26 protein-coding genes are annotated in these 26,609 nt (G+C 62.8%); 10 read left to right on the forward strand and 16 right to left on the reverse strand.

Annotated features, from left to right (window positions below; all coding sequences use genetic code 11):
* The 4 genes from ugpE (at position 1) to RB548_RS20445 (ending at position 4,676) form a co-directional block, all read left to right on the forward strand.
* Positions 1-849, forward strand: coding sequence for a sn-glycerol-3-phosphate ABC transporter permease UgpE (ugpE, locus tag RB548_RS20430; protein WP_331373004.1), 849 nt, complete (start codon positions 1-3; stop codon positions 847-849).
* A 1-nt stretch (position 850) separates the two neighbouring features.
* On the forward strand, positions 851-1,969 hold the full coding sequence (locus tag RB548_RS20435) for a sn-glycerol-3-phosphate import ATP-binding protein UgpC (RefSeq protein ID WP_331373005.1): 1,119 nt from the start codon (positions 851-853) through the stop codon (positions 1,967-1,969).
* Positions 1,966-2,958: an endonuclease/exonuclease/phosphatase family protein gene (locus RB548_RS20440; protein ID WP_331373006.1), complete on the forward strand. Its 993-nt coding sequence runs from the start codon at positions 1,966-1,968 to the stop codon at positions 2,956-2,958. The genes RB548_RS20435 and RB548_RS20440 overlap by 4 nt, the downstream gene beginning before the upstream one ends.
* A gap of 185 nt (positions 2,959-3,143) precedes the next feature.
* A complete protein-coding gene (locus RB548_RS20445; protein WP_331373007.1) occupies positions 3,144-4,676 on the forward strand; it encodes a YifB family Mg chelatase-like AAA ATPase in 1,533 nt (510 codons plus the stop codon).
* Between the two features lie 227 nt (positions 4,677-4,903).
* Here the strand turns inward: RB548_RS20445 and RB548_RS20450 are convergent, their stop codons facing one another.
* The gene (locus RB548_RS20450; RefSeq protein WP_331373008.1) at positions 4,904-5,206 is read right to left on the reverse strand and encodes an ArsR/SmtB family transcription factor; all 303 of its coding nucleotides are present in this window, start codon (positions 5,204-5,206) and stop codon (positions 4,904-4,906) included.
* Between the two features lie 50 nt (positions 5,207-5,256).
* On the opposite strand from RB548_RS20450, the gene RB548_RS20455 reads away from it, so the two are divergent.
* Complete coding sequence (locus tag RB548_RS20455; protein ID WP_331373009.1) at positions 5,257-6,201, forward strand: threonine/serine dehydratase; 945 nt, start codon at positions 5,257-5,259, stop codon at positions 6,199-6,201.
* Positions 6,202-6,414: 213 nt separating this feature from the next.
* Here the strand turns inward: RB548_RS20455 and cysK are convergent, their stop codons facing one another.
* Both cysK and RB548_RS20465 read right to left on the reverse strand, forming a co-directional pair.
* Positions 6,415-7,383 (reverse strand): cysteine synthase A, encoded by a 969-nt coding sequence (cysK, locus tag RB548_RS20460; protein ID WP_331373010.1) that lies wholly within the window; start codon positions 7,381-7,383, stop codon positions 6,415-6,417.
* Between the two features lie 131 nt (positions 7,384-7,514).
* On the reverse strand, positions 7,515-8,132 hold the full coding sequence (locus RB548_RS20465) for a LysE family translocator (protein ID WP_331373011.1): 618 nt from the start codon (positions 8,130-8,132) through the stop codon (positions 7,515-7,517).
* A gap of 174 nt (positions 8,133-8,306) precedes the next feature.
* Between RB548_RS20465 and RB548_RS20470 the strand changes: the two genes are divergently transcribed.
* Positions 8,307-8,939, forward strand: a complete 633-nt coding sequence (locus RB548_RS20470; RefSeq protein WP_331373012.1) for a LysE family translocator — start codon at positions 8,307-8,309, stop codon at positions 8,937-8,939.
* Positions 8,940-9,085: 146 nt separating this feature from the next.
* The gene (locus tag RB548_RS20475) at positions 9,086-9,844 is read left to right on the forward strand and encodes a gamma-glutamylcyclotransferase (protein WP_331373013.1); all 759 of its coding nucleotides are present in this window, start codon (positions 9,086-9,088) and stop codon (positions 9,842-9,844) included.
* On the opposite strand, the gene RB548_RS20480 is transcribed toward RB548_RS20475, so the two are convergent.
* On the reverse strand, positions 9,828-10,739 hold the full coding sequence (locus tag RB548_RS20480; RefSeq protein ID WP_331373014.1) for a DMT family transporter: 912 nt from the start codon (positions 10,737-10,739) through the stop codon (positions 9,828-9,830). The genes RB548_RS20475 and RB548_RS20480 overlap by 17 nt on opposite strands.
* A gap of 135 nt (positions 10,740-10,874) precedes the next feature.
* On the opposite strand from RB548_RS20480, the gene RB548_RS20485 reads away from it, so the two are divergent.
* Complete coding sequence (locus RB548_RS20485; protein ID WP_331375030.1) at positions 10,875-11,309, forward strand: Lrp/AsnC family transcriptional regulator; 435 nt, start codon at positions 10,875-10,877, stop codon at positions 11,307-11,309.
* A gap of 59 nt (positions 11,310-11,368) precedes the next feature.
* Here RB548_RS20485 and dut read toward each other — a convergent pair whose 3' ends face one another.
* Positions 11,369-11,839, reverse strand: a complete 471-nt coding sequence (gene dut / locus RB548_RS20490; protein ID WP_331373015.1) for a dUTP diphosphatase — start codon at positions 11,837-11,839, stop codon at positions 11,369-11,371.
* A gap of 96 nt (positions 11,840-11,935) precedes the next feature.
* Between dut and RB548_RS20495 the strand changes: the two genes are divergently transcribed.
* Positions 11,936-13,519: a peptide chain release factor 3 gene (locus tag RB548_RS20495; RefSeq protein ID WP_331373016.1), complete on the forward strand. Its 1,584-nt coding sequence runs from the start codon at positions 11,936-11,938 to the stop codon at positions 13,517-13,519.
* Positions 13,520-13,561: 42 nt separating this feature from the next.
* Here RB548_RS20495 and RB548_RS20500 read toward each other — a convergent pair whose 3' ends face one another.
* From RB548_RS20500 to RB548_RS20550, 11 genes are all read right to left on the reverse strand, one after another.
* Positions 13,562-13,945: a hypothetical protein gene (locus RB548_RS20500; protein WP_331373017.1), complete on the reverse strand. Its 384-nt coding sequence runs from the start codon at positions 13,943-13,945 to the stop codon at positions 13,562-13,564.
* Positions 13,946-14,057: 112 nt separating this feature from the next.
* Positions 14,058-14,750 (reverse strand): B3/B4 domain-containing protein, encoded by a 693-nt coding sequence (locus tag RB548_RS20505; RefSeq protein WP_331373018.1) that lies wholly within the window; start codon positions 14,748-14,750, stop codon positions 14,058-14,060.
* 48 nt (positions 14,751-14,798) lie between these two features.
* Positions 14,799-15,701: a DMT family transporter gene (locus RB548_RS20510; RefSeq protein WP_331373019.1), complete on the reverse strand. Its 903-nt coding sequence runs from the start codon at positions 15,699-15,701 to the stop codon at positions 14,799-14,801.
* A gap of 75 nt (positions 15,702-15,776) precedes the next feature.
* Complete coding sequence (locus tag RB548_RS20515; protein ID WP_331373020.1) at positions 15,777-16,583, reverse strand: AraC family transcriptional regulator; 807 nt, start codon at positions 16,581-16,583, stop codon at positions 15,777-15,779.
* 4 nt (positions 16,584-16,587) lie between these two features.
* Complete coding sequence (locus tag RB548_RS20520) at positions 16,588-16,992, reverse strand: GFA family protein (RefSeq protein ID WP_331373021.1); 405 nt, start codon at positions 16,990-16,992, stop codon at positions 16,588-16,590.
* Positions 16,993-17,168: 176 nt separating this feature from the next.
* Positions 17,169-17,969, reverse strand: coding sequence for a 5-deoxy-glucuronate isomerase (gene iolB / locus RB548_RS20525; protein WP_331373022.1), 801 nt, complete (start codon positions 17,967-17,969; stop codon positions 17,169-17,171).
* A gap of 170 nt (positions 17,970-18,139) precedes the next feature.
* Positions 18,140-19,039: a myo-inosose-2 dehydratase gene (iolE, locus tag RB548_RS20530; protein WP_331373023.1), complete on the reverse strand. Its 900-nt coding sequence runs from the start codon at positions 19,037-19,039 to the stop codon at positions 18,140-18,142.
* Positions 19,040-19,273: 234 nt separating this feature from the next.
* A complete protein-coding gene (gene iolD / locus RB548_RS20535; protein WP_331373024.1) occupies positions 19,274-21,127 on the reverse strand; it encodes a 3D-(3,5/4)-trihydroxycyclohexane-1,2-dione acylhydrolase (decyclizing) in 1,854 nt (617 codons plus the stop codon).
* A 68-nt stretch (positions 21,128-21,195) separates the two neighbouring features.
* The gene (locus tag RB548_RS20540; RefSeq protein WP_331373025.1) at positions 21,196-23,148 is read right to left on the reverse strand and encodes a bifunctional 5-dehydro-2-deoxygluconokinase/5-dehydro-2-deoxyphosphogluconate aldolase; all 1,953 of its coding nucleotides are present in this window, start codon (positions 23,146-23,148) and stop codon (positions 21,196-21,198) included.
* 109 nt (positions 23,149-23,257) lie between these two features.
* A complete protein-coding gene (locus tag RB548_RS20545) occupies positions 23,258-24,112 on the reverse strand; it encodes a MurR/RpiR family transcriptional regulator (RefSeq protein ID WP_331373026.1) in 855 nt (284 codons plus the stop codon).
* A gap of 252 nt (positions 24,113-24,364) precedes the next feature.
* The gene (locus RB548_RS20550) at positions 24,365-25,495 is read right to left on the reverse strand and encodes a Gfo/Idh/MocA family protein (protein ID WP_331373027.1); all 1,131 of its coding nucleotides are present in this window, start codon (positions 25,493-25,495) and stop codon (positions 24,365-24,367) included.
* A gap of 250 nt (positions 25,496-25,745) precedes the next feature.
* On the opposite strand from RB548_RS20550, the gene RB548_RS20555 reads away from it, so the two are divergent.
* Positions 25,746-26,579, forward strand: a complete 834-nt coding sequence (locus tag RB548_RS20555; RefSeq protein ID WP_331373028.1) for a class II glutamine amidotransferase — start codon at positions 25,746-25,748, stop codon at positions 26,577-26,579.
* Positions 26,580-26,609: the final 30 nt, after the last annotated feature.

Genomic DNA, 26,609 nt, shown 5'->3' on the forward strand with positions numbered 1-26,609 from the left:
ATGGTCGAAAACCGCCCGTTTCTCACCTTCCTGACGCATCTGGTCCTGATCGCGGGCGTCGTGATCGTTGCCTTTCCTGTCTATGTCGCCTTCATCGCGTCCACCCACACACGCGAAGTGCTGGTCGGCGGCATGATCCCGCTCCTGCCAGGCGGCCACCTGATCGAGAACTACACACAAGTGCTGAGCGCCAGCTCTGCCGCCAACGGCCTGCCGTCCTACACGCTGATGGCGCTGAACTCGCTCGGCATGGCGTTGATCATCACCTTCGGCAAGATCGCGATTTCGATCCTCTCGGCCTTCGCCATCGTCTATTTCCGCTTTCGCTTCCGGCTTCTTGCCTTCTGGATCATCTTTATCACGCTGATGCTTCCGGTCGAGGTACGCATCATTCCGACCTACAAGGTGGTGGCCGACCTCGGCATGCTGAATTCTTATCCTGGTCTCACGGTGCCGCTGATCGCTTCGGCGACCGCCACCTTCCTCTTCCGGCAATTCTTCATGACGGTGCCGGACGAGCTCATGGAGGCCGCGCGCGTCGATGGGTCGGGCCCGCTCAAATTCTTCCGCGACATCCTGTTGCCCTTGAGCCGCACCAATATCGCCGCGCTCTGCGTCATCCTCTTCATTTACGGGTGGATCCAGTATCTCTGGCCGCTGCTGGTCACCACCGATCCCGGCTACTACACGCTGATGATGGGGCTGAAGCGCATGGTCGCCGTCCAGGACGGCGAGGTCCAATGGCATTTGGTCATGGCCGGCGCGATCCTTGCGATGCTGCCGCCCGTTTTCGTCGTCATCCTCATGCAGCGCCTCTTCATCCGGGGCCTCACCGAAACGGAGAAGTGACATGGCTGCTATCGAAATCAGCGACGTCCGCAAGATCTATGCCGGCGGCGTCGAGGCGGTGAAATCCGTCTCGATCGATATTGCCGACGGCGAGTTCATCGTGCTCGTCGGCCCGTCCGGCTGCGGCAAGTCCACGCTGTTGCGCATGGTCGCGGGACTCGAGACGATCAGTGCCGGCACCGTGTCGATTGGCGGCCGCGTCGTGAATGCCATCGAGCCCGCCGAACGCGACATCGCCATGGTCTTCCAGAACTATGCGCTCTATCCGCACATGACGGTCTACGAAAACCTCGCCTATGGCCTGAAGAACCGGAAAACGCCGAAGGCCGAGATCGATGCGCGCGTCGCCGAGGCAGCGCGCATGCTCGAGATCGAGCCTTATCTCGACCGCAAGCCGCGGGCGCTTTCCGGCGGTCAACGCCAGCGCGTCGCGATGGGGCGCGCAATCGTCCGCAAGCCCGCCGCCTTCCTCTTTGACGAACCGCTGTCGAACCTCGATGCCAAGCTCCGGGTTTCCATGCGCGGCGAGATCAAGCGATTGCAGAAGCGGCTCGGCACGACCTCGCTCTACGTCACCCACGACCAACTCGAGGCGATGACGCTCGCCGATCGCCTCGTCGTCTTGAACGGTGGCTGGATCGAACAGATCGGCCGCCCGCTCGACGTCTATCACACACCGGCCTCGACCTTCGTCGCGAGCTTCATCGGCTCGCCGGCGATGAATCTCGTCAAAGGTACCCTCGACGGCGGCCGGCTCAATATCGGCGCGCAGTCGATCGACCTCGGCGACTGGGCGCCCGCGAGCGGACCGGTAACCGTCGGCTTGCGTGCGGAGGATCTGCGTCTCGCAAGCGTTGGCGAGCAGGCTCTTCCCTTCCGAGTCGAATACGTCGAGGAACTGGGAGCGCAACGCCTCGTTCACGGCGCAATCGACGATCATGTTGTCACTGTCGCGCTTGCGCCGGAGACGCCGCTCTCGGACGGTCTCGCCATTACCATCGCGCCCGAGCGCTTGCATTTCTTCGCGCCGGACGACGGCAGGAGGATCGGCGGACCGAAATCGGCAGCGGGCACCGCATCGGCCACCGCGCGAACCGTAAGCCTGGAGCCGGCATTGTGATTGAAACGACCGCAGCAAGGCTTGCAGCACCTCCGCAGGAGGCGCGTCCGGGTTTTGCCCGGACCGAGCGTACCGTTGCCGCCCACGACGCCATCATGGGAAGGCTCGAGGCGATGAACACGGTTGAGATCGGCGGTGCGCCGCCCGTCCAACGGGCGCTTGCCTTTCCGGTCGCCGTCGCGGCATGGAATCTTGAACGCTGCCTGTTCGCCAAGGAGAGCGCCGCTCACCTCGGCGCCACCGGCGCCTCGCTTGTTCTGCTTTCGGAGATGGACAACGGCATGGCGCGCACCGGCCAGCGGCATCCGACGGCAGAGATCGCGGCCACCCTCGGCATGCAATATGCCTATGGCGTCGAATTCATCGAACTCGGACTGGGCTCCGAGAGCGAGCGCGAATTCTGCAAGGACGACTTCAACGAGAAGGGCTTCCACGGCAACGCGCTGCTAGCGGCCGTTCCGCTTGCCCGCCCCTTCATGTTGCGGCTCTGGGGCGAGAGGCCGTGGTTCATGGACGGCGGCGACCAGCCGCGCGTCGGCGAGCGCCTTGCTATCGGCGCCGTGATCGAGACCACAGTCGGCCCTTTCGTGGCCGTTTCCACTCATCTCGAAAGCGCGGCTAAGCCCGCCTACCGCGAGCGGCAGGCCAAGGAACTGATCGATGCGCTGGATGCGGCCTTTCCGGGTCTCCCAACCCTCATCGGCGGCGATCTCAATACCGGCAATCACGCCGGCGGCGATTTCGAGGCCGAAGGGCTGTTTGCGATAAGCGCCGCGCGGGGCTTTACGCGCCACGGTGGTCCGATTGATCGCATGACCACGCGCCCGAGCCTCATCACGCGCCGGCCGAAGCGGGCAATGAAATACGACTGGTTTCTCTCGCGCGGTCTAAGGATCGGCGAAAGCCACATCATTCCTTCCCTCGATCCTTCGGGCCGGCCGCTGTCCGACCACGACCTCATCACCTGTGTCGTCGAGGGCTTCGAATAGCGTCCAGAACGCGTGACGATGACGCAGTCAAGGAGAAGCGCATCCCGCTGCGCTCCTCTAAAAGCCTTGTCACGCGTTTGTTCTATTATTGTTCTTGTTTTTGAGCGCAGTCCGTGCAAGATTTGATGCTGCAACCGGCGGCGGTTGTGGCGGCGCAAATGCGGTCGCCGTGACGAGGGGGCATCATGGTCGCGCGTGTCAGCACGATTGCATTCCAGGGGATCGAAGGCGTGCCGGTCGATGTGCAGGTGATGGTCGCACCCGGCAAGGTCGGCATGCAGATCGTCGGCCTGCCGGACAAGGCGGTCGCCGAAAGCCGAGAGCGTGTCCAGGCGGCGCTGCATGCGTCCGGGCTGGCGCTGCCGGCAAAACGGGTCACGGTCAATCTGGCGCCGGCCGACCTGCCGAAGGAAGGCAGCCATTTCGACCTCGCCATCGCCCTCGGGCTGATGGCGGCGCTCGGTGCCGTTCCGGCGGATGCGCTCACCGGCTACGTCGTCATCGGCGAACTCAATCTGGACGGCACCATTGCCGCCGTCGCCGGCGCGCTGCCTGCCGCAATCGGCGCCAACGCGCTTGGCAAGGGCCTGATCTGCCCGGCAGAAAGCGGCCCGGAAGCGGCCTGGGCCGGGTCGGAGATCGACATCCTCGCGCCGCGCAGCCTGATCGCCATCGCCAATCACTTTCGCGGCACGCAGGTGATTTCGCGTCCCGAGCCCGCCATCCGGGCCGCTGCCGCCAACCTGCCCGATCTCGCCGACATCAAGGGCCAGGAAAGCGCCAAGCGGGCGCTCGAGGTGGCGGCCGCTGGCAACCACAATCTGCTTATGGTGGGTCCGCCAGGATCCGGCAAGTCGATGCTAGCCGCGCGACTGCCGTCGATCCTCCCGCCACTCTCCCCGGCGGAATTGCTCGAAGTTTCGATGGTCCATTCGATCGCCGGTCAGTTGCCGGGCGGCAAACTTTCCGACCGGCGGCCGTTTCGCGCGCCGCACCATTCGGCCACCATGGCCGCGCTGATCGGCGGCGGGCTGAGGGCGAAGCCTGGTGAGGCGTCGCTTGCCCACCACGGCGTGCTCTTTCTCGATGAGTTTCCGGAGTTTTCGCCGCAGGTTCTCGACGCGCTGCGCCAGCCGCTCGAAACCGCCGAATGCATCATCGCGCGCGCGAACCACCGTGTCAGCTATCCGGCGGCGATCCAGCTCGTCGCGGCGATGAATCCGTGCCGGTGTGGCATGGCGGGCGAACCGGGGCGCACATGCGCCCGCGGCCCGCGCTGCATGGCCGACTATCAGGCGCGGATTTCCGGTCCCCTGATGGACCGCATCGACATCCGCATCGACGTCCCGGCCGTTAGTGCCGCCGACCTCCTCCGCCCCGTTTCAGCCGAACCGAGTGCAGTGGTTGCCAAGCGTGTCGCCCGCGCCCGCGCGCTGCAGGCGGACCGCTTCGCCGCGCTCGGCAATCCTGAGCTGACGAACAATGCCCGCTGTTCGACTGCGATGATTGAGAAGATCGCGGAACCGGATGCCACGGGTTTGCAGCTCTTGAGGGATGCGGCAGAGAAGATGAAGTTCTCGGCGCGCGGTTATCATCGGGTGCTGAAGGTGGCCCGCACGCTTGCCGATCTCGACGAAGCGCCGACCGTTGGCCGCATCCATCTTGCCGAAGCCATTTCCTATCGCATCGCCGGAGAGCGATTGCCGGCGGCGGCGTAGCGTCATCTGGTGCAGAAAAAACGGAGCGCGCCGGAGCAAACCGAAGCGGAGCGAAAGCCTGATCACCGGAGCGTCGTAGCCGGGACCGCTTAGAGCGCCGTGCGTTCAAGTGAACGCACAAAGGACGCTCTAGCACTTTGATTCTAAAGCATCAGTGATTCCGCTTGAAAGCGGAATGCTCTGGCACACCCAAGCATCAATTCGTTCGACGACTCGCCCTGCGCCGGTCACAATCTCTCCTGGATCAGCGTTTTCGCCGCCCGGATTCGCGCCTCGTCACGTTTGTAGAAGACCCACTGCTTGATCCGCTTCGAACGCACGAGTCCGGCCTGAGACAGGACGCGCATGTGTTCGCTCAAGGTCGCCGCGGAAATGGCGAGTTTGTCCGCAATCAATACGGCGCAGACGCCGTCCTCGATGAGATCTCCATCCACCTGCGGCGGGAAATGGACCAGCGGCTCTTTGAGCCAGGCGAGAATCCGAAGTCGCCTTTCGTTGGCGAGCGCTTTGATGATATCGACCTCTTGCATTTCGTTAGTTTGCTAAGTTACGAATTAAAGTCAATGGCCGGGAGTTTTCCATGATAGCTGATACGCAGATTTCACAGACGCACATCCGGGAGGCGGAAGCTCTGATCCGTCCCTACATTCGGCGCACGCCTGTTCTTCGCATCGACATGACGGATTTCGGCCGAGCGCCCCTGCCTGTTGCACTCAAGCTTGAATGTTTGCAGCATTCCGGATCGTTCAAGGCGCGTGGCGCGTTCACCAACCTGATCGGACGACCCGTGCCGCCGGCCGGCGTTGTCGCCGCATCGGGTGGCAATCATGGTGCCGCCGTCGCCTATGCGGCGAACCGCCTGGGCGTTCCGGCGACGATATTCGTGCCAAGTGTGACCTCACCCGCCAAAGCAGATCGGATCCGAAGCTACGGTGCAAAACTGGTGATCGGGGGCGAGCGCTATGCCGATGCCCTTTCGGCAAGCGAGATCTTCGTCAAAGAGACGGGCGCGCTTAGCATCCACGCCTACGACCAGGCTGAGACCCTGATTGGTCAGGGGACCCTTGGCTTGGAGATAGAACAGGACCTGCCGGAGATCGACACGTTGATGGTTGCCGTCGGCGGAGGCGGATTGATCGGCGGCATAGCAGCCTGGTTCACCGGTCTGAAGCGAATCATCGCGGTGGAGCCTGAAGGCTCGCCGACACTGCATATGGCGCTTGACGCCGGCCGGCCCGTCGATGCTCCCGCCGACGGAATTGCCGCCGATTCCCTGGCGCCAAAACGGGTCGGCGCCCTGATGTTTCCCTTCGCCCAATCTTACGTCGATCGTTCGATCCTCGTCAGCGACAACGAAATCAAACAGGCGCAAGTGTTATTGTGGGACACGATAAGGATCGTCGCCGAACCGGGAGGCGCAACGGCCTTCGCGGCCCTGTTGAGCGGAAAATACACGCCGGCACCAGGCGAGAAAGTCTGCGTCCTCATATGCGGCGCAAACACGACCGCGGTACGTTTTGACTGATATCCGCAACGGGTGGCAGATGGAGCTTGAGCCGCATTTGCCATTTCATGGACGTTGACGGTCGTGCGCAAGAATGCCGCGCCCCATGGCATCTCGCCATAAGATGAAGAGGCAGGCCGCGCACCGTCGATGTGCTTCACCGAATCATCCGTGAAGGGAAGCGTCCCGCGAAAACGAGAGGGCGCCCGAAGGCGCCCTTTGGCCAAGTGCGGTTTAACCGCCCAGTCCCTCGAACAGCACCGTCGAAAGATAGCGCTCCGCAAACGAGGGAATGATCACGACAATGTTTTTGCCGGCGTTCTCGTCGCGCAGGCCCACTTCAATTGCGGCCTGGAGCGCAGCACCGGCGGAGATGCCGACCGGCACGCCTTCGAGCCTGGCGACGAGGCGCGCGGCTTCCACGGCCTCGCCCGCATTCACGGTAATCACCTCGTCGTAGATCGTCGTGTCGAGGATCGCCGGCGCGAAGCCGGCGCCGATGCCTTGGATCTTGTGCGGACCGGGTTCGCCACCGGAAAGCACAGGGGACTCTTCAGGCTCCACGGCGATGACCTTGACCGACGGCTTGCGCGTCTTCAGGACCTGGCCGGCACCTGTAATCGTGCCGCCCGTGCCGATGCCCGAGACCAGGATATCGACGCCGCCTTCGGTGTCGTTCCAGATTTCCTCGGCCGTCGTCTTGCGGTGGATCTCCGGATTGGCCGGATTTTCGAACTGCTGCGGAATGACCGCGTCGGGAAGCGTCTCGGTGAGCTCCTGCGCCTTGGCGATCGCTCCCTTCATGCCCTTGGCGCCTTCCGTCAGAACGAGCTCCGCGCCAAGCAGATAGAGCATCTTGCGCCGCTCGACCGACATCGTCTCGGGCATCGTGAGGATCAGTTTATAGCCTTTGGCGGCCGCAACGAAGGCGAGCGCGATGCCGGTATTGCCCGAGGTCGGCTCGATCAGCGTCGTGCGGCCAGGCGCGATCTTGCCCTGCGCCTCGAGCGCCTCGATCATAGAGACGCCGATACGGTCCTTGACCGAGGCGATCGGATTGAAGAATTCAAGCTTGGCGAGGAGGTTCGCCTTTACGCCCTTCTCTTTTGCGAGCTTGTCCAGGCGCACGATGGGAGTGTCGCCGATCGTCTCAGTGATCGAGGAAAAGACGCGGCCGCGGCCGGGCTTGCGCACTTCAGGCATTTCGTTTCTCCCTTCATTGGTTACCGCGAGAATAGGAACAATGCCCGTTCCCTTCCAGAGCGCGAACGCCCAGGGTCAGGCCCACCCGAAGGAAAAAACGATTGCGAAACCGCCGGTTTGAGAATCTTTTTTCAGCTCGCCCGGGTCGCGATATAGGCCGCCGTCCCGGCGAGGATGCCGGCTGCGGCCCGGTTCAGGGCCTTGAGTGTCTTCGGCTGTTTCAGAAGCGAACTGGCGCGGGCCGCGAGCAGCATATAGGGCAGCAGCACCGCGAGAAGGACAAGGAATGTTGCCGCCAGCAGCAGGCTGTAATCCTCGGGGCCGATTGCGGCGAGATCGATCAGCGTCGGCACGAGCGCAACATAGAACAGCATCGTCTTGGGATTGCCGAGCGTCACCATCAGCCCCGACAGGAAAGACATCGCCGCGCTCGCCGACTTTTTCGCCTGTATATCCTGCGACAAAAGGCCGGCGGTCCAGAGCTTCCAGGCGATGTGCCCGAGATAGAGTGCACCGGCGATCTTCACGATCAGAAAGACCGTGGTGAAGGTCTGGGCGACGAAGGCGAGCCCGAGCACCACGGCCGTCAGATAGGTCATGTCGCCAAGAATGAGTCCCAGGCCCATGAAGAAAGTTTCGCGAAATCCGGAGCCGAGTGCCCGCGCAACCAGCGCCGTTATGCCGGGGCCAGGAATGGCCGCTGCGATGAAGAGGGCGCCGCTATAGGCGACAAGGGCCGCGAGTGTCACGATGTCTTTCCTCCTGAACGGGTGGTTTGTTTAACGCAAAGCGTGCCGAAGGAGAACCCGGCTTGACCCGACGGCGAGGCTTCTCGTGAGAAAATTGATCGGGTGACAAGAACCGCGTTGCTCCGATCCGGGGAGCCGTGCACCTTCCGGAAAAATCGCGGAAGGCCATGCTCCATGCCCGAAACTCAGCACCTTGTCGGCTTTGCCCTGATCGCGCTCGGCATGGTGCTCACACCTGGGCCGAACATGATCTACCTGATCTCCCGCTCCATCTGCCAGGGACCGGCGGCGGGCCTCATCTCGCTGGGCGGCGTCGCGCTCGGTTTCGTCTTTTACATGGTCTTCGCCGCGCTTGGCATCACCGCATTGCTGCTGGCGGTTCCTTTCGCCTATGACGCATTGCGTTTTGCCGGAGCGCTTTACCTGCTTTATCTCGCCTGGCAGGCGGTCCGGCCCGGCGGCCGTTCGCTCTTCCAGGTGCGCGACCTGCCGAAGGACGGGCCGCGCAAGCTCTTGCTGATGGGGCTTGTCACCAACCTGCTCAACCCGAAGGTGGCGGTTCTCTACCTGTCGCTGCTGCCGCAATTCATCCGTCCCGAACAGGGCGATGTGCTTCTCCAGTCGCTCGTCTTTGGCAGTCTGCAGATCATGATCAGCGTCACCGTCAACGCCTTGATCGCGGTGACGGCGGGCTCGATTGCCGCCTTCCTTGCCGGCCGGCCGCTCTTCATGCTCATGCAGTGCTGGCTGATGAGCACCGTGCTTGCGAGCCTTGCAGTCACCATGGCGGCGGAGGCGCGCCGATAAAGCGAGGCGTGCAGGCCACAACTTGGTTCCGGGTACCTCGCGCGCGATCTTTCAGACGCGCGCTGTAGCACTTTTAATCGCTCCATGTTCTTATCCTCAAATCGGTAGGATTTCAGGAAACATGCAGTAGGCATGGCCCGGAGGTGATGACCGTGCCCCGCAAACCAAGATCACTCAGCTTGACCCCGGCCCACGTCGCGAAGGTTCATCGGGCGGTTACCGACGGGGGGCCGGGGCCGGGCGCGGTCCTCCACAGCGACGCGGACTACGACGAATGGGTGGCGCGGATGATAAGGAGCCATCCGGCTCCGGGGTCGCGAACGATGCTCTTCGCCTACGGATCGCTGATCTGGAAACCGGAGATCGAACATGTCGGCGAAACGGTAGGCGTTGCCCGGGGCTGGCATCGCTCCTTCTGCTTCCGAATGATCCGCTTCCGGGGAACGCCCGAACAGCCGGGCCTCATGATGGCGCTCGATCGCGGGGGACAATGCCGAGGCGTGCTCTACGAATTGCCGGACGATGACCTCGAGGGGCAATTCGGAAGGCTTTTCCGGCGCGAATTCACCTATAAACCGCCCAACAGCATGCCGCGCTGGATCAAGGTCGAGACGGACTCCGGCCCGGTGTCGGCCCTGGCCTTCGTCATGAACCGCGCTTCGCCGCTCTATGCCGGACCTCTCTCCCTCGAAGCCGTCGCGGAAGTGCTGGCTTGCGCCTGCGGTCATGTCGGCTCGGGGGCGGAGTATCTGCTCAACACCGTGACGCATCTCGAGGCCAGGGGCATCCGGGACCGCAATCTGTGGCGCCTGCAAGCGCTCGTCGCAGAATGCATCGAGCGCCACAATGGAGCGGTGCATGCGGACGAGGCTGCCGAGCGCCTGATGGTCACGCGCTCGGTCTGATTGCGCGTTTGGCAAGCGGGATCAACCGAAGCTTCCAGCCGAGATTCATGCCGGCCGCGGCCAAGAGGATCGCCGCCGACCCGGCGATCTGTATCGCCTGCAATTCGTGGCCGAAAGCGACGCGATCGACGAGGATCGCGGCGATCGGATAGATGAAGGAGAGCGCACCGGTCATATGAGTCGGCAGCCGCTGGATCGCTCCGTAGAGCAGAATATACATGATGCCAGTATGAACCACGCCGACGGCGACGAGCAACGTCCATTGCCACGCGCCCTGCGGCAGCGGTGCGGAGAGCGCGAAGGGCGCGAGCATGATCGTCCCGGTGATCACCTGGATGAGTGCGATTAGATGCGGCGGCGTGCCGGTGAGAAGCTTGGTGACGAGCGCGGCGACGGCGTAGAAGAAGGCCGCGCCGATCGCAAGGGCGATGCCGGCCAGATAATGGTCGGGATCGAAGCCACCGCCAGGCTTGGCGGAGACGATCGCCATCATTCCCGCGAAGGAGACCGAAAGCCAGAAAAGCTTCGTGATGGTGATCCGCTCCCCCAGAAACAGCGCGCCGAGGCCGAGCAGCATGAAGGGCTGCGTGTTGTAGACCATCGTCGCGATCGAGATCGACGCGCGCGAATAGGCGGCAAAAAGCAGCAGCCAATTGACGACGATAGCCACGCCGCCAAGCGTGGAAAGGACGACGACGCGCGGCTTCAGGTGGCGAAAGTCAATGAGCCCGAGCATTGCCGCGAGAACGATCAGCGTTAGCGCCCCGAAGACGCAACGCCAGAATACAACACCTGTGACCGGCTGGCCGGACATCAGAACGAACCAGCCGATTGTCCCCGAGATCAGCATTGCCGCCGTCATCTCAACGCTTCCGCGCTTCAGTTCTCCGTCCATGGCCGGTCTCCTTTTCTGATCGCACAACAATAATCGGCTGTTGGGCGATTTTATATGGATGCAGGAAGGAGAACGGGGTACGATGCCTAATTATGGAAGGCGAACTTGCTATTCTATCTTATCGGGGCTGCCGTGATGCTGGATGATGTCGATTGCCGCATTCTCGAGATTCTCGCGGCCAATGCCCGTGTATCTCTGAAGGAACTCGCGCAGGAGGCGGGTCTTTCCTCGCCGAGCGCGGCAGACAGGCTGCGCAAGCTCGAGGAACGCGGCGTCATCAATGGCTTCACCGTCTCCGTCAATCCGGCGCGACTTGGTTATCCGTTGCAGGCGGTCGTGCGCGTCCGGCCGATGCCCGGCATGCTGCACATCGTCGAAAAGCTCATTCAGGAAACGCCGGAGATTGTTGAATGCGACAAGATCACCGGCGACGACTGCTTCATCGCCAAGATGCTCGTGCGGGACATGGGCGAACTCGACACGATCCTCGACCGCATCGCCGAAAAGGCACAGACCAACACCTCGATCGTCAAGTCGACGCCGGTCAAGCGGCGTCTGCCACCGCTTTAGATTCTTGTTTTGGGCATGCCGCTATCTCAAAACCGCTGAACACTTTTGGGCGACACGCGCTACTTGGATCCGGTAGAGCCGAAGCCGCCGGAGCCGCGCGCTGTCGTGCTCGTCCCGTCCGCCTCGCGGATCGCCACCTGTGTCACCGGTGCGATCACCATCTGGGCGATGCGCATGCTGCGCTCGATGACGAAATCCTCCTCGCCAAGATTGATGAGCAGCACCTTCACCTCGCCGCGATAGTCGCTGTCGATCGTTCCCGGCGTGTTGAGGCAAGTGATGCCGTGCTTGAAGGCTAGACCCGAGCGCGGCCGCACCTGGCCTTCGTAGCCAAAAGGAACCTCGAAGACGAACCCCGTCGGGACCAGGGCGCGCGCGCCCGGCTTGATCGTTATTGGGTCGCCCGCGCGAACGGCCGCGCGCAAGTCGATGCCTGCGGCCCCCGCCGTCTCATAGGCGGGCAGGTCAAGATCCTGCGCATGCGGCAGGCGGACAAGAGCGAGGACAGGGCGGTTTTCAAGTGGGTGCATGGTCATTCCGTCATAAGCGCCAGCGGTCTTGTCGCAGTCAATTGCATATTGGACTGCGAGCCTGTAAAGACGCCGCAACTCACAGGATACTCGAAAATGGCCGAAAGCATTGCCGAGGCGGTTTCCCGCCGCCGCACATTTGCGATCATTTCGCACCCGGACGCCGGTAAAACAACGCTCACCGAAAAGCTCCTCCTCTTCGGCGGCGCAATTCAGCTCGCAGGCGAGGTCAAGGCGAAGAAGGACCGCATCCAGACCCGCTCGGACTGGATGAAGATCGAGCGCGAACGCGGCATCTCGGTCGTCACCTCGGTGATGACCTTCGAATATGATGACACCGTCTTCAACCTACTCGACACGCCCGGCCACGAGGACTTCGCCGACGACACCTATCGCACGCTGACGGCGGTGGATGCGGCCGTCATGGTGATCGATGCCGCCAAGGGCATCGAGCCGCGCACGCTGAAACTCTTCGAGGTTTGCCGCCTGCGCGACATTCCGATCATCACCTTCGTCAACAAGATGGACCGCGAGAGCCGCGATCCCTTCGAGATCCTCGACGAGGTCGAGCACAAGCTGGCGCTCGACTGCGCCCCGGTCACCTGGCCGATCGGCCGCTCGAAGACCTTCTGCGGCACCTATCACCTCGCCACCAATGAGGTGCGCGGCGCCGACACGCAGGAACGGCTGACCAAGGTCAACGACCCGGAAATGGCTTCCCATCGCCTGCCGGAAAACGAGCGTGACGCCTTCATCGAAGAAACGACGTTGGCGATCGAGGCCTGCAAGCCGTTCGATCACAAGGCCTTCCTCGAGGGTCATCTGACGCCGGTATTCTTCGGTTCGGCGCTCAGGAATTTTGGTGTGCGTGACCTTATCAACGCGCTCAGCGAGTTCGCGCCGGCGCCGCGCGCCCAGGTCGCCGATATCCGCACCGTCGAGGCGACGGACGAGAAGATGACGGCCTTCGTCTTCAAGATCCAGGCGAACATGGATCCGAACCATCGTGACCGCATCGCCTTCGTCCGTGTCTGCTCGGGCAAGCTCGAGCGCGGCATGAAGGCGCGGCTCTCGCGCACCGGCAAGCAGATGGGACTGTCGGCACCGCAGTTCTTCTTCGCCTCGCAGCGCCAGCTCGCCGACACCGCCTTTGCCGGCGACGTCGTCGGCATCCCGAACCACGGAACGCTCCGCATCGGCGATACGCTCACCGAAGGTGAGCCGCTCGTCTTCCAGGGCGTCCCGAACTTCGCACCGGAAATTCTCCGCCGCGTCCGGCTTGAGGACGCGATGAAGGCGAAGAAGCTCAAGGAAGCGCTGCAACAGATGGCGGAGGAGGGCGTCGTGCAGCTCTTTTCGCCGGACGACGGCTCGCCGGCAATCGTCGGCGTCGTCGGCGCGCTGCAGCTCGACGTCCTGAAGGAGCGGCTGCAGGCGGAATACGGCCTGCCGGTCTCCTTCGAGATGTCACGCTTCTCCGTCTGCCGCTGGATTTCCGCCGATCATCCGGGTGAGCTCGACAAGTTCATCACCGCCCGCCGCGGCGACATCGCCCGCGATCTCGATGGCGATCCTGTGTTCATGGCGCAGGATAGCTTCTCGCTGCGCTACGAGGCGGAACGCTATCCGGCGATCAGGATGGTGGCGATCAAGGAATATCACGTCGCCAAGGCGGCGTGATCGATCCACGCGAAGATCGTAGCCGGCGCGCGCAACCGCCGGCTACGACGGCGTCATCCGGAGTGCCAGGATTAGCTGGGCGACACGGATGGTGATCAACACGTAGACGACCACCAGCAGCAGCTGCAGGGCGACGTGCCGCTTGATCTTCCCAAGCCGATGAAGTCCGTCCGCGAAGTTGAGGAAAAACAGCGCAATCCCGATCGAGAAGACGAAGTAGCCGGCGACCGGGATACTCAACAGCCCCTTGACATCGATGATGTCGGGATTCTCGACGGCGTGCAGGCCGGCGGCGATGACCAGAGTCGCGACAACCAGATTACGGACGTGGCGAAAGATTTCCTCGAGCCCGCCCCGATCGAGAAGCGCCTGCTTGAGGTCCAGAAGCCATGGCGTGGCGCGTTCGTCGGGCATCGCGGCTGTCATCTCGCATTCTGGTTCCGTGCGGATGATATTGGGCTCGGTTTTGCGTCGTCAAAGGATTTCGGCCCGTCGCGCGCACGTCGAGTCGCTTTGGGGACGCAGGTGCGCCATGGCCTCAAATATCGAAGCGCGGGGCCGACTGATCCAACACCGCGCTCCGCGGAGTGACGGCCCAGCTTGCGCCCATCGCTCCCGCCAGTTCATGGACGAGCCGGCTTACGTCTGTCTCGGCGCTTGAATGCAGCGCCTCCGCAACGATCAGCACGGCCGTCGTCTTGCTACCGACCGCCGAAAAACCGCTCTGGCGGTTGGTCCAGCGGCGCGCATGCGCTCGCCCTTCTTCATCCGCGAAAATCACTTCCTGCGGCTCGGGGTATTCCGTTTCGCCGGAAAACGTCGTGTAGATCTCGTTGCCGGAGGCGTAACGGACCTCGAGATGACCGGCTACCCTGGAGAGATCGAAGACAGCGATCGGAATGGCAAATGCGAGCGATGCTGCGTTGCAAAGATCGATCAGCGGATGGATCCGTGGCAGGGATCCCTCCTTCCGGAAACGCCGGAGCAGTGCCTCGGAGGCCGAACGATACTGCGTCGGCTTCAAACCCATGCGCGAGAAGGCGCGACGCCAGGCCTGGATCTCCGGAAATTCACCCTCCGAGCTTGCTGCGAGCCGCGCTTTCGCCGCGGCCTCGAAGCCGGCAAGGCGCGCATCTATGGAGACGTCGCGGTGGATGCCTTCGGCGTGAAGAATTCCGGCGGAAAGTTCGGGAAAATTTCTCCAGATGTCGTTTGCATGGCGGAAATACATCGTTGCTGCCTCTCTGGTGTGAACGGCGTTTCGGGAATGCAGGTTGCCTCATCCAGCTTCCGAGCGGTTTCGATGCGCGCTCGGCAACCGAAGCGCCAGACTCAGGACGGCGGCGAGCACGCAGGCGATGCCGATCAGCTGATTGGCGGAAATTGGCTCCCCAAGCATGGCAAAGGCAAGGAGAACGGCCGAGACAGGGGCAAGCGCCGTGAAGACCGAGGCCTCCGTGCCGCTCACTTTCGCCAGCCCCGCGTACCAGAGCAGGAAACCGCCGATTGTCGGTACAAGCGCGTAGTAGACGACTGCGGTGATCGATTGCGTGGTTACCGCAGCTGCCTGCGGCAGTTCGAGCAAGGCAATCGGTGCTGAGATAGCGACCCCCAGGCCGGCCATCAGCGTCGACAGGGCGAGGGGCGAAATCGCCGTGGTCAGCCGCTTGTTGATGAGGATGAACAGGCCTTCGCAGATGACGGCGCCAAACACCAGGATGTTGCCGAGGAGCGAATGGGTGCCACCGCTATCGGCCCGGAAAACGATCGAAAGGACGCCTGCGGCGGCGAGGGTGATCGCCAGCAGGATCGAACGATCCGGCCGTTCGCCGAGAACGATAATGGCAATCGCTGCCGAAACGATAGGGAGCGTGCCGATGATGACGCCGGCATCGGCGGCTGGCGTCAGCCGCAGGCCGGAAATCAGGAGCGTCGTATATCCGACGCTGCCGGCACCCGCCTGGATGAACAGGATGAACCATTCGCGCCGTTGCAGGCTCGGCCATGTCGTCGCCGTCGCGCGCATCAGCATGAGGAAGAGCGGAAAGGCAAGCGCGAAGCGCAAGGCCGTCGCCGTGAACGGCGGCAGTCCGGACGCTATGACCTTGCTCGCGATAACCGTGCTGCCAACGAGTGCCATCGCGAGCGACAGATAGATATAGCCCTGAAATTGCCTCGACATGACCGCCAATCCCTGCGTGTGAGGGCTGCAGAAAACCCGATCGACGATCGGCGGTCTTGAACGGAATTGCAGGTATCAGCCCAAGGCTGCGACATAGGCGCCCGGCGAAACGCCGTAGGTGCGCACGAAGACGCGCGTCATGTGGCTCTGGTCGGCGAAACCGCCGGCGATTGCCGCTTCTGCGAGCGAGGTGCCTTCGGCGATCAGGCGCCGGACGATGTCGATCCGCCGCTGAACGAGATAGGCGTGGGGCGTGAGGCCGGTCGCCTTCGCAAATCGCCGCACCAGCTGGAATCGACTGAGCCTGCTTTCGCGCGCCAGATCAGCCAGTGTGATGGCAGCCAACGGGTCGTCATCGATCAGGCTGCGCGCTGCAGTGATCGATTCCGGCACCTTGCATGCGTCGCGCGGAACGAGTTGCATCACCTCGGCAACAAGCGTCAGAACGAACTCGTCCCAGCGAAGGGGCGCGTCGCCACCTTCCGAGGTGGTCGCGATTACGAAGAGTTCGTGGAAATGAGCAGCAAGGGCGGCATTCCGGATGACCGGGTCGGCAAATTCGCACATTCGTCGTCCGCCCTCGCTGATATCGCTGACGGCGGTTTCGACGATCGCCGGATCGAGATAGAGCATCCGCCAGGAGCGACCGGCATCGCCAATCGGCGTGCCATCATGGACCTCGCCGGGGTTGACGGTGATCACATCGCCGCGCTCGGCCTCCACCAGGCCGCGTCCGCTCAGGGACCTTTGCGCCCCCTGATAGATGAGGCCGATGCCGAAATGATCATGCGTGTGGCGCGGGAAGCTGTGGCGCGTAGACGCTTCGACCGCATCCACGCCGGCGATCCGGCGACGCAGCATTCTGAACTGGCCCTTCGTCATGCCTCTAGTCCCGCGGCTTGCCTGGTAGTTTGCCAACGTCCCCGATCCAGGGCAGGGCGGACGAGCACCAGATCTGCGACCGCGGTTGAAGCTCGCGCCGCTGGTTGATCGTGCCAAGGCGGATGCCGATCTCCTCGGCGTCTTCGTCCGTACCCGTCGTGTAGATCGGCGAGCCGCATTCAGGGCAGAAGAACTGCAGGCGCTTTCGTCCGTTCTCGGCGATCTTGATATAAAGCTTCGGCTCGGCGCCCGTCAGACGGAAGGACGCCCGCGGCGTGCTCGCGGTGACGCGATAGGCGGAGCCTGTCAGTTGCTGGCAATCGGTGCAATGGCAGATCGACACGTCGTCCGGGTCGATCTCCGCCTCGTAGGTGACATGGCCGCAATGGCATTGACCATCGATCCGCATCGGCCGCTCCTCGCACGATTTTTGCTACTGCATGGATCCTTAAATCGTAGCCGATTTAAGGATAGGAACATGCAGCAAATCAAAGTGCTACAGCGTCCTTTGCGCGTCTGATAAGTCGCGCGGCGCTGTAGAGGGGTTACGATAGACCAGCCGGGGCAAACGTCCAGTGTTTCTCCTCAGATGCCCGTGAACAGCCACTCATGTTCCTTGGCGTTATGGAACTTCCAGATCCGCTTTGGACCCGCCATGACGTTCAAATAGTAGACGTCGTAGCCATGGACGGCCGCGACCGGGTGGTAGCCCTTCGGAACGAGGGTCACGTCGCCGTCTTCCACCGCCATAGTTTCGTCGAGCGAGCGATCGTCCGTGTAGACGCGCTGCATCGCAAAGCCCTGCGGCGGGTTGAGGCGGTGGTAATAGGTTTCCTCGAGATAGCTTTCAGCCGGCAGGTCGTCCTGATCATGCTTGTGCGGCGGGTAGGACGAGGTGTGCCCGCCCGGCGTGATCACTTCGACAACGAGCAGAGACTGCGCCGATCCGTCGTCCTCCGGCATGATATTGGTGACATAACGGGTGTTGGTGCCCTTGCCGCGCTTCATCTGCGGATGCGTGCCGGGGCGGATGACTTTCGCCTTGAAGCCCTCGCCACCGGGCGCCGAGCAAACGGCAAGATCGAGGTCCGCCGTTGCTTCCGCCTGCCACCGGCTTCCCTTCGGCACATAGACGGCGTAGGGCTGGCCCTCGAAGGGCGTCATGCGCTCGCCGAGTTCGCCGAAGTCTTCGCCATCGACGGAAATCTTCGCCTTCCCGCTGACGAGAACGAGGCAGAGTTCCTTCTCGCCGGCGTCGCCCGCCGTCGTTTCGCCGGGTTTCAAGCGGTTGAGCGCGAAACCGACATAGGTCCAGCCGGCGCTCTCGGGCGTGATCTCCTGCATCAGCCCCGATTGTGCCTTCGGTTTGACTAGCAGTTTGGACATATGACGGTCTCCTGATCTTGCGTACTTTGTGATCCGCGCCTCACCCTAACCCTCTCCCCGTGCGCGCGGAGAGGGGACTGCGAGGGCGCGGCATATCCCTTCTCCCCGCCCGCGGGGAGAAGGTGGCGGCAGCCGGATGAGGGGCCACCACCGACAGCCGAATGAGGGCTCTACTTATCCAGCCCTGCTTCCTTCGCAAACGCCTTCAGCGATTTCAGCCCGAGCGACTGGTATTCGAACGGATTGCGCACGGCCGAATCCTGCTCCGCCTCGATCACCAACCAACCATTATAGCCGTGTTCGGCTGCGATTTTCAGCACGGGGAGGAAGTCGACGCCGCCTTCGGAGTCGCCCGGAACCGTGAAGACGCCGCGGCGCACACCCTCGAGGAAGGAGAGGCCCTGGCTTTCCACTTCCTTGCGGATGGCCGGACGGACATTCTTGCAATGGATATGGCGAACGCGGTGCATGTATTTCTTCGCGACTTCCGCCGGATCGGAGCCGCCGAACCAGGCGTGGCCAGTGTCGAGCAAGAGCTTGGTCGCCGGCCCCGTATTCTGCATCAGCAGATCGATCTCCTCGCCGGTCTGGACGATCGTGCCCATGTGGTGGTGATAGACGAGGTCGATACCCTGGTCGGCGCAATATTGAGCGATTGCTTCGAGATCGGCGCCGAACTTCTTCCACTGGTCCGCCGGCAGCACCGGCTTGTCGTTGGCGACGGATTTGGCATCGTCTCCGTGGATGGCATTCGAGGTCTCGCAGACGATCGCCACCTTGCAGCCATTGTGTTTCAGGAGATCGAGATGCGGCTGGATCGCCTTCTTTTCGGCTTCGACATCATGCGTCAGAAGATTGGTGGAGTGCCAGCCGGAGACGAAGACGAGGCCATAGGAGGCGAGCTTCTGCTTCAGCGCCTCCGGGTCGGAGGACATCTTGTGACCCTTCTCGATACCGTCGAAGCCGATCTTCTGGCAATCGGAAAGGCAATCCTCGAGCGTCAGATGCGCACCGATCGAATGATCGTCGTCATTGCTCCAGGCAATCGGGTTGGTTCCGTAGCGGATCATGTCTGTCACTTTCTCCTGCATCATCCGCTTGGGGCGGACGGTTGTTGTTTCTCTGGTGCGGAAGGGGTGCGAGGGGCCCTCATCCGGCTGCCGCCACCTTCTCCCCGCTCACGGGGAGAAGGGATATGCCGCGCTCTCTCAAGTCCCCTCTCCCCGCCTGCGGGGAGGGGGCTAGGGTGAGGGGCACCAGACGTAAAGCGGCGCCCGCGGGAACGCGAGTGCCGGTGGTTGATTTTAGCCGAAGCGCTGCGACTGGAGCGCCTTCTCGTAGCCTTCGCGGGCCGACTTCACCGCCTTGCGATCCGAAACCTCGGGAACGGCGACATCCCACCAATGGCCGCCGGCTTCCGTGGTGATAAGCGGGTCCGTATCGATGACGATGACAGTCGTGCGCGGCTCTTCCGCCGTTTCGGCGAGTGCGCCCTCAAGTTCCGGGATCGAGGCGACCTTGCGCGTGACTGCACCCATGGCGCCGGCATGGGCCGCAAAATCGATGCCCGGCAAGGTCACGTGATGCGTGTCCTTCAAGAGGTTGTTGAAGTTGGCACCGCCCGTTTCCATCTGCAGCCGGTTGATGCAGCCATAGCCGGCATTGTCGAGGAGCACGATCGTGATCTTGGCGCCGAGCATGATCGAGGAGGCGATCTCCGAATTCAGCATCATGTAGCTGCCGTCGCCGACCATGACGATCACGTCGCTGTCGGGCTTGGCGAGCTTGACGCCGAGGCCGCCGGCCACTTCATAACCCATGGTCGAGAAGCCGTATTCCATGTGGTAGCCGCCGGGCTCCTCCGCCTGCCACAGCTTGTGCAGTTCGCCCGGGAGGCCGCCGGCGGCGCAGACGAGCGTCGTCTTCCTGCCGCCGCGGGCACGCTGGACGGCGCCGATTACCTGGGCGTCGGAGGGAAGCGCCGCATTGGTGGTTGCTGTTGCCTTGTCAGCCGCGGCCAGCCACTCGGACTTGCCGGCTTTCGCCTTCTCGGTCCAGGCGCCGTCGGCCTTGTAGCTGCCAAGGCCGCCGGACATGCGGCTGAGACCGGCCCGCGCATCGCAGATCAGCGGCAGGCCGTTGTGCTTGCCGGCATCGAAGGGCTGGACGTTGAGGCCAATGATCTTCAGCGCATCGTTCTTGAAGAGCGCCCAGGAGCCGGTGGTGAAATCCTGAAGGCGCGAGCCGACGGCGAGCACCACATCAGCCTCTTCCGCGAGCCTGTTGGAGGCGGAGGTGCCGGTGACGCCGACCGATCCCATGTTGAGCGGATGCGAATGCGGCAGCGCGGATTTGCCGGCCTGAGTCTCGACGACCGGAATGCCGTGCTTTTCGGCAAAGTCCGCGAGCTCCGCGCTTGCTTCCGAATAAAGCACGCCGCCGCCGGCGATAATGATCGGCTTCCTCGCTGACTTGAGCAACGCGATCGCCGCCGCCAGCTCGTCGAGATCGGGCTCTACGCGGCGCGGCACCCACACCTTCTCTTCGAAGAAGTTTTCCGGATAGTCATAGGCTTCCGCCTGGACGTCCTGGCAGAGCGAGAGAGTGACCGGGCCGCAGTCGGCCGGATCGGTCAGAACCTGCATGGCGCGCCGCAGTGCCGGGATGATCTGTTCGGGCCGGGTGATGCGGTCGAAGTAGCGCGAGACCGGACGGAAGCAGTCGTTGGCCGAGATCGTGCCATCGCCGAAACTTTCCACCTGCTGTAGCACCGGATCGGGCCGGCGGTTGGCGAAGACGTCGCCGGGCAGAAGGAGAACCGGCAGGCGGTTGACATGGGCGAGCGCCGCCGAGGTGACCATGTTCAACGCACCCGGGCCGATCGAGGTCGTGCAGGCCATGAAGCGGCGGCGAAAGCTCGCCTTGGCAAACGCGATCGCCGCATTCGCCATGCCCTGCTCGTTCTGCCCACGGTAGGTCGGCAATGTTTCGCGCACGGCGTAAAGCGCCTCGCCGACGCCGGCGACGTTGCCGTGACCGAAGATCGCGAAGACGCCGCCGAAGATCGGCACACGCTCGCCGTCGATGATCGTCATCTGCTTGGTCAGGAACCGCGCCATGGCCTGAGCCATGGTGAGGCGCACGGTTTTCTGGCTCATTTTCTATTTCCTCCTCGCGAGCGAAGCCCTTGCTTCGCCCTTTCCGCTGCATCCTCGCCCGCGCGATCCTATGCAGCCTTTGTTTCACCCAGTTGCAGCCAGAGATCCACCAGCGCCTTGAACCTTGCCGCCATGTCGGCGATCGCCTGCTCATCGGTCATGCTGCCGGCGAGCCAGGCCTTGCTGGCGTCGGCGAAGATCGTCCGGCCGACCGCAAAACCCTTGACCGTCTTCGACGTCCGGGCGGCGGCAAAGCCATCCTTCAGTACCTCGTAAGGTGCCTCGAGCCCGAGCAGGACGACGCCGCGGCAAAGGGGGTCGCGCGTTTCGATCACGTCGTCGATCGCGGCCCAGGCACTGCGGCTCGCCTGTGGCTCCAGCTTCCACCAATCGGGCTTCAAACCGGCATCGTACAGTTCGGTGAGCGCTCGCGGAATGGTCAGATCGTCAAGCGTGCCGTGTTTGCTGGCAATGATTTCGATCAGGATCTCGCGGCCGACCTTGCGCGCCGCTTCGAAGGCGGAGCGAAGCTTGGCGATCTGCGCGGCCTTGAGCTCGGCCGGATCGTCGGGATGGAAGAATGAGAGCACCTTGATGCAGTGATCGACCGGCCAGTCGATGAGGCGGCTGCCGAGGTCCTGGCTGAACTCGAACTGCAGCGGGCGCGAGCCGGGAAGCTCGATCGGCTTGCCGATCCAGAAATCGCAGTAGGCGCCGGCGGCATAAAGCGCGTCGCGGCCATATTTGTCGTCGATCAGCATGCCGAAACCGGGCCGACCGGCGGCGACCTGAGAGGCGGCCTTGACCGCAAGCACCTTGAAAGCGGGAATGCGTGCCAGGAGTTCCGGGTTGCCGTCCGCAATATCTTCCAACTGGCTGCGGTGATCGATGGCAAGCGCCATCAAAAGCGGGATGTCGCGGCGGCGGGTCGTCGCCCAATGAACGTGGTTGATCGCCTCGTCCTTGCGGAGCGCCTTTTCCTTGCTGCCGTTTTCGAGGAAGAACGTGAGCTCAGTCCAGGTAGGGATTTCCGGCGCGCAGAGCAGGCGCGACACAGCGAAGGCGCCGCAGGCATTGGCCCAGGTGGCCGATGTCGCGTGCGGTTCGCCGGTCAGCCAGCCGCGCAGGAAGCCGGACATGAAGGCATCACCGGCGCCGAGCACGTTGTAGACCTCGATCGGAAAACCCCTGCCGACGATGCCGTCTTCGAGATTGTCGGAGATCGGGCCGTCATAGACGATGCAGCCCATCGGCCCGCGCTTCAGCACGATCGTGGCTTTGGAGAGAGACCGGATGGTCTTCAGCGCCGCGAGCAGATCGCTCTCGCCGGACGCGATCAGAACCTCTTCCTCCGTGCCGACGATGAGATCGCAGTCGCCGAGAACGGTCTTCAGGTGAGCGGAGACGCGGTCGGAGGCGATGTAGCGGCTTTCGCCCGCGTCGTGGCCGGCAAGGCCCCAGAGATTGGGGCGGTAATCGATGTCGAAGACGACCCTCGCGCCCGTTTCCTTGGCGATGCGTATGGCCTTGCGCTGTGCGGCATCGGTATTCGGCTTGGAGAAATGCGTCCCTGAAACGAGGACCGCGCGCGCGGAACGGATGAAATCTTCCGTAACATCGTCCTCGCAGAGCGCGTTGTCGGCGCAGTTGTCGCGATAGAAGAGCAGCGGGAAGGACTTGTCGTTTTCGACGGCGAGGATCGCGAGCGCCGTCAGCCTCTCGGGATCGGTGACGATGCCGCGGGTTTCGACTCCCTCGCGTTGAAGCTGCTCGCGGATGAAGCGGCCCATCTGCTCGTCGCCGACACGCGTCAGCAGCGCCGATTTCAGCCCGAGGCGCGCGGTGCCGACCGAGATGTTGCAAGGGCAGCCGCCGACGGACTTGGCAAAGCTTGCCACGTCTTCAAGCCGTGTGCCGATCTGCTGGCCGTAGAGATCGACCGAGGCCCGGCCGATCGTGATGAGGTCGAGGGGCTTGGCTCCCTTTGCCGACGGGCTTTGGGCCGATGGACTCTGGCTCACTGCTTCCTCCCCGCGGACGCCGCGCCGGCGCCGACAATTATGATTATGTCATGGGCGATGAGGTTATGAAACATAAATTCCGTCGTTTCGTCAATATGGAATTTTCATTCTATTGACCATCCGCCAGGCGCTGCCGTTTCTCGGCGATCGCCACCGTCAGCGCCATCGCGAAGGCCATGCTTGCGGAAAGGGAACGGAAACCGGCATGGTCAGCCTCGACCAGTTCGAACCAGACCTTTGATGACTCGGCAAGCGGCGAGAAGGCCGAATCGGTAAGCGAGACGACCGGCACCTTGCGGCTGGCGAGCAGGCGCGCCTGGCTGGCGCTTTCCGAGGCATAGGGCGAAAAGCTGACCGCGAAGGCCGCATCCTGCTTGGTCGCCATCGCCAGCATGTCGTCGTCTATCCCGGCTGCCGTCCCGACATGCTGATACTTCACTTTCAGCTTGCCGAAGGCGTAGGCCATGTAACTGGAAATAGGATAGGAGCGGCGCTTGGCGATGAGATAGATCGTGTCGGCCTTGGCGAGGATGTCGACGGCACGCTCGAAGGCCTCCGGGTCGACGGATGTGGCGACATTGTCCAGCGATCGATGGGCGGCGGCGACGAAGCCGTTGAAGATCGAGCCGCTTTCGAGCTTGCTGTGTTCGTTCTGGCTCAGCGCTTTCAGCCGCTCTTCGTATCCGGGCGTGCGCTCCCTGAGCCGTGCTCGAAAAATCTGCTGCAGGCTCGAAAAACCCTCGAAACCGAAATGCTGCGCGAAGCGCACAAGCGTCGACGGCTGGACATCGGCGGACGTCGCAATGCTCGCCGCCGTGCCGAAGGCGATCTCGTCCGGATTGTCGAGCGAATAGGCGGCGACCTGTTTCAGCCGCTTCGGCAGTTGCGCCTTGCGTTCGAGGATGACGGCCTTCAGCGCCTCGAAATCCTGAGGGAGGTCCATGGTCGTCTCCGGCGTTGGCATCGTTCAGAATCTCCGGCCTCTTGTTTCGTTACCTCACTCTAATCGATTGATGACGGCCGGGGTAGAATGGATGTTCCATTTTCCCGTTTTCCGTCACGTTCGCCCCTCATCCGGCCTGCCGGCCACCTTCTCCCCGCAGACGGGGAGAAGGCCTCCCGCGGCGCCCGCTGAAGTCCCCTCTCCCTGCTTGCAGGGAGAGGGTTAGGGTGAGGGGCAAAATCAGGAACCAACCCAGGTATCGGTCGAACAGCCTCAGCCGATGTCGACCCACTCGTTCGTTCGCGCCGACTGGTAGGTCGCCGACAGCACCTTCTGGACCTCGTAGCCTTCGCGGAAATCGGTTGAGGGCTTGCCGCCCCTGGCGATCGCGTCGAGAAATTCGTGGACCTCGATCGCCTTCAGATCGTTGAAGCCGATCTGGTGGCCCGGCGCCACGCAGAACGCGCCGTAGGGCGGGTGCTCGGGTCCCGCCCAGATGGTGCGGAAGCCACGACTGCGGATGTCGTCACCCGCATAATAGACCTTGATTTCGTTCAGCCGCTCCTGGGTAAAGACAATGCTGCCCTTCGATCCGTAGATTTCGAAGTCGTGCTGCATCTTGCGGCCGGTGGCGATCCAGCTTGCCTCGAAGCTGCCGGTTGCGCCGTTCTCGAAGCGTACAAATGCACGGGTGATGTCATCGACTTCGACGGTGCGCGTCTCGGCAGCGCCGCGCGAGACCGGGCGCTGAGCGATCTGGATGATCGTTTCCGCAAGGACCGACCGGATCGGTCCGACAAGGTGGCGCATCGAGCCGATGATGTGGCTGCCGATATCGGCAAGCGCGCCGCCGCCGCTCCGCGGATCGAGCCGCCAGCCCCACGGAACGTTCGCGTCCGCCATGAAGTCCTCGGCATGAATCCCGCGCATGGAGCGAATTTCGCCGATCTCGCCGCTTTCGATGATGTCCTTGGCGAGGAAGATCAGCGGATTCTTGAGATAGTTGAAGCCGACCTGGGTGACGATGCCGGCCTTGTCGGCTGCTGCCACCATTTCCGCGCAGTCGGCGACCGTCGGCGCCAGAGGCTTCTCGCAATAGACGTGCTTGCCGTGGGCGATGGCCGCAAGCGCCATCTCCTTGTGCAGAAGGTTCGGGGTGGTGATGTCGATGATGTCGATGTCGGTATCGGTCAACAGGTCCCGCCAGTCCGCCGTTGCCTTGCGGAACCCAAGGCGCTGGCGTGCGCCTTCAGCGCTTTCCTCGCTTACGTCAGCGACGGAAACCAGGTCCAGTTCGAAGGGCAGATCGAATACGCGCGCCGCAGTCGTGAAGCCCAGGGCGTGGGCCTTGCCCATGAAACCCGTACCGATCAGGCCGACGCCCAGTTTGCGTTTGCCGCTCATGTCATTCCTCCCGGGAAAAGCCCTTGCGCTTCGGGGAAATGAAATGAAATGTGCGAATGTTGTCAATATGGAATATTTGTTCGAAATCTCCCGACGGCAATGTGCCGCGAGAAACAGCGCCGGATCAGCGAATCCGCTACGAACGACGGGCAGGGGATGAATTTGTTAACGCATTTTTACCATGTTTCATTGGAACATCGCCGGTAACAATGGTTAACGAATCGCCTCGAAAGGCCGGAGTGAAGGAAGCATGTGCCGTTGGGCAGCCTATCGCGGAGAGCCGCTCTATCTCGAGGAACTTGTAACCTCTCCGGCACACTCGCTGATCGAACAGTCCCATTGTGCAACCCGCGCGAAGACCGCGACCAACGGTGACGGGTTCGGTATTGCCTGGTACGGCGATCGTCCAGAGCCTGGCCGCTACCGCGACATCCTTCCCGCCTGGTCCGATTGCAATCTCAGGAGCATCGCCCGGCAGATCCGCTCGCCGCTGTTCCTGGCCCACGTCCGCGCAGCGACCGGCGGCGGTACGCGCCGCGACAATTGCCACCCCTTCGTCTTCGGGCGCTGGTCGTTCATGCATAACGGCCAGATCAGCGATTTCGAGCATTTGCGCCGGCCAATGGAGAGCATGCTCGACAATGATCTCTATGCGGCGCGCACCGGGACGACGGACTCGGAGCTGCTTTTTCTCCTGGCCTTGCAGTTCGGCCTCGATCGCGATCCGCTTGGCGCGATTGCCGAGGCGCTTGCCTTCGTCGAGCGGCTCGCCGGTCGTCTCGGTTGCCCGCCGCTCGTCCGCTTCACCGCTGCCTTGTCCGATGGTCGCAATCTCTACGCGATACGTTATGCCACCGACTGGAAGGCGCCCACGCTCTATGCGGCGCCGATGGGGCCGAGCGGCGGATACTGTCTGGTCTCCGAACCGCTCAACGACGACGACAATGCCTGGGTCGAGATCCCGGACGGTACAGCGGTCATCGTCGGCGAGAACGGCGTCGACGTGCGCCTTTTCGGTACCGCCGAGATCGAGGTACGGGAAGGCCCGTTAGCGGATGCGCCACGCAGCGAATTGCGCGCGTAGACGCGGCAGTACATTCGGTCTGACGACCAG

The organism is Sinorhizobium chiapasense (assembly GCF_036488675.1).
In the GTDB taxonomy this organism is placed as follows: domain Bacteria; phylum Pseudomonadota; class Alphaproteobacteria; order Rhizobiales; family Rhizobiaceae; genus Sinorhizobium; species Sinorhizobium chiapasense.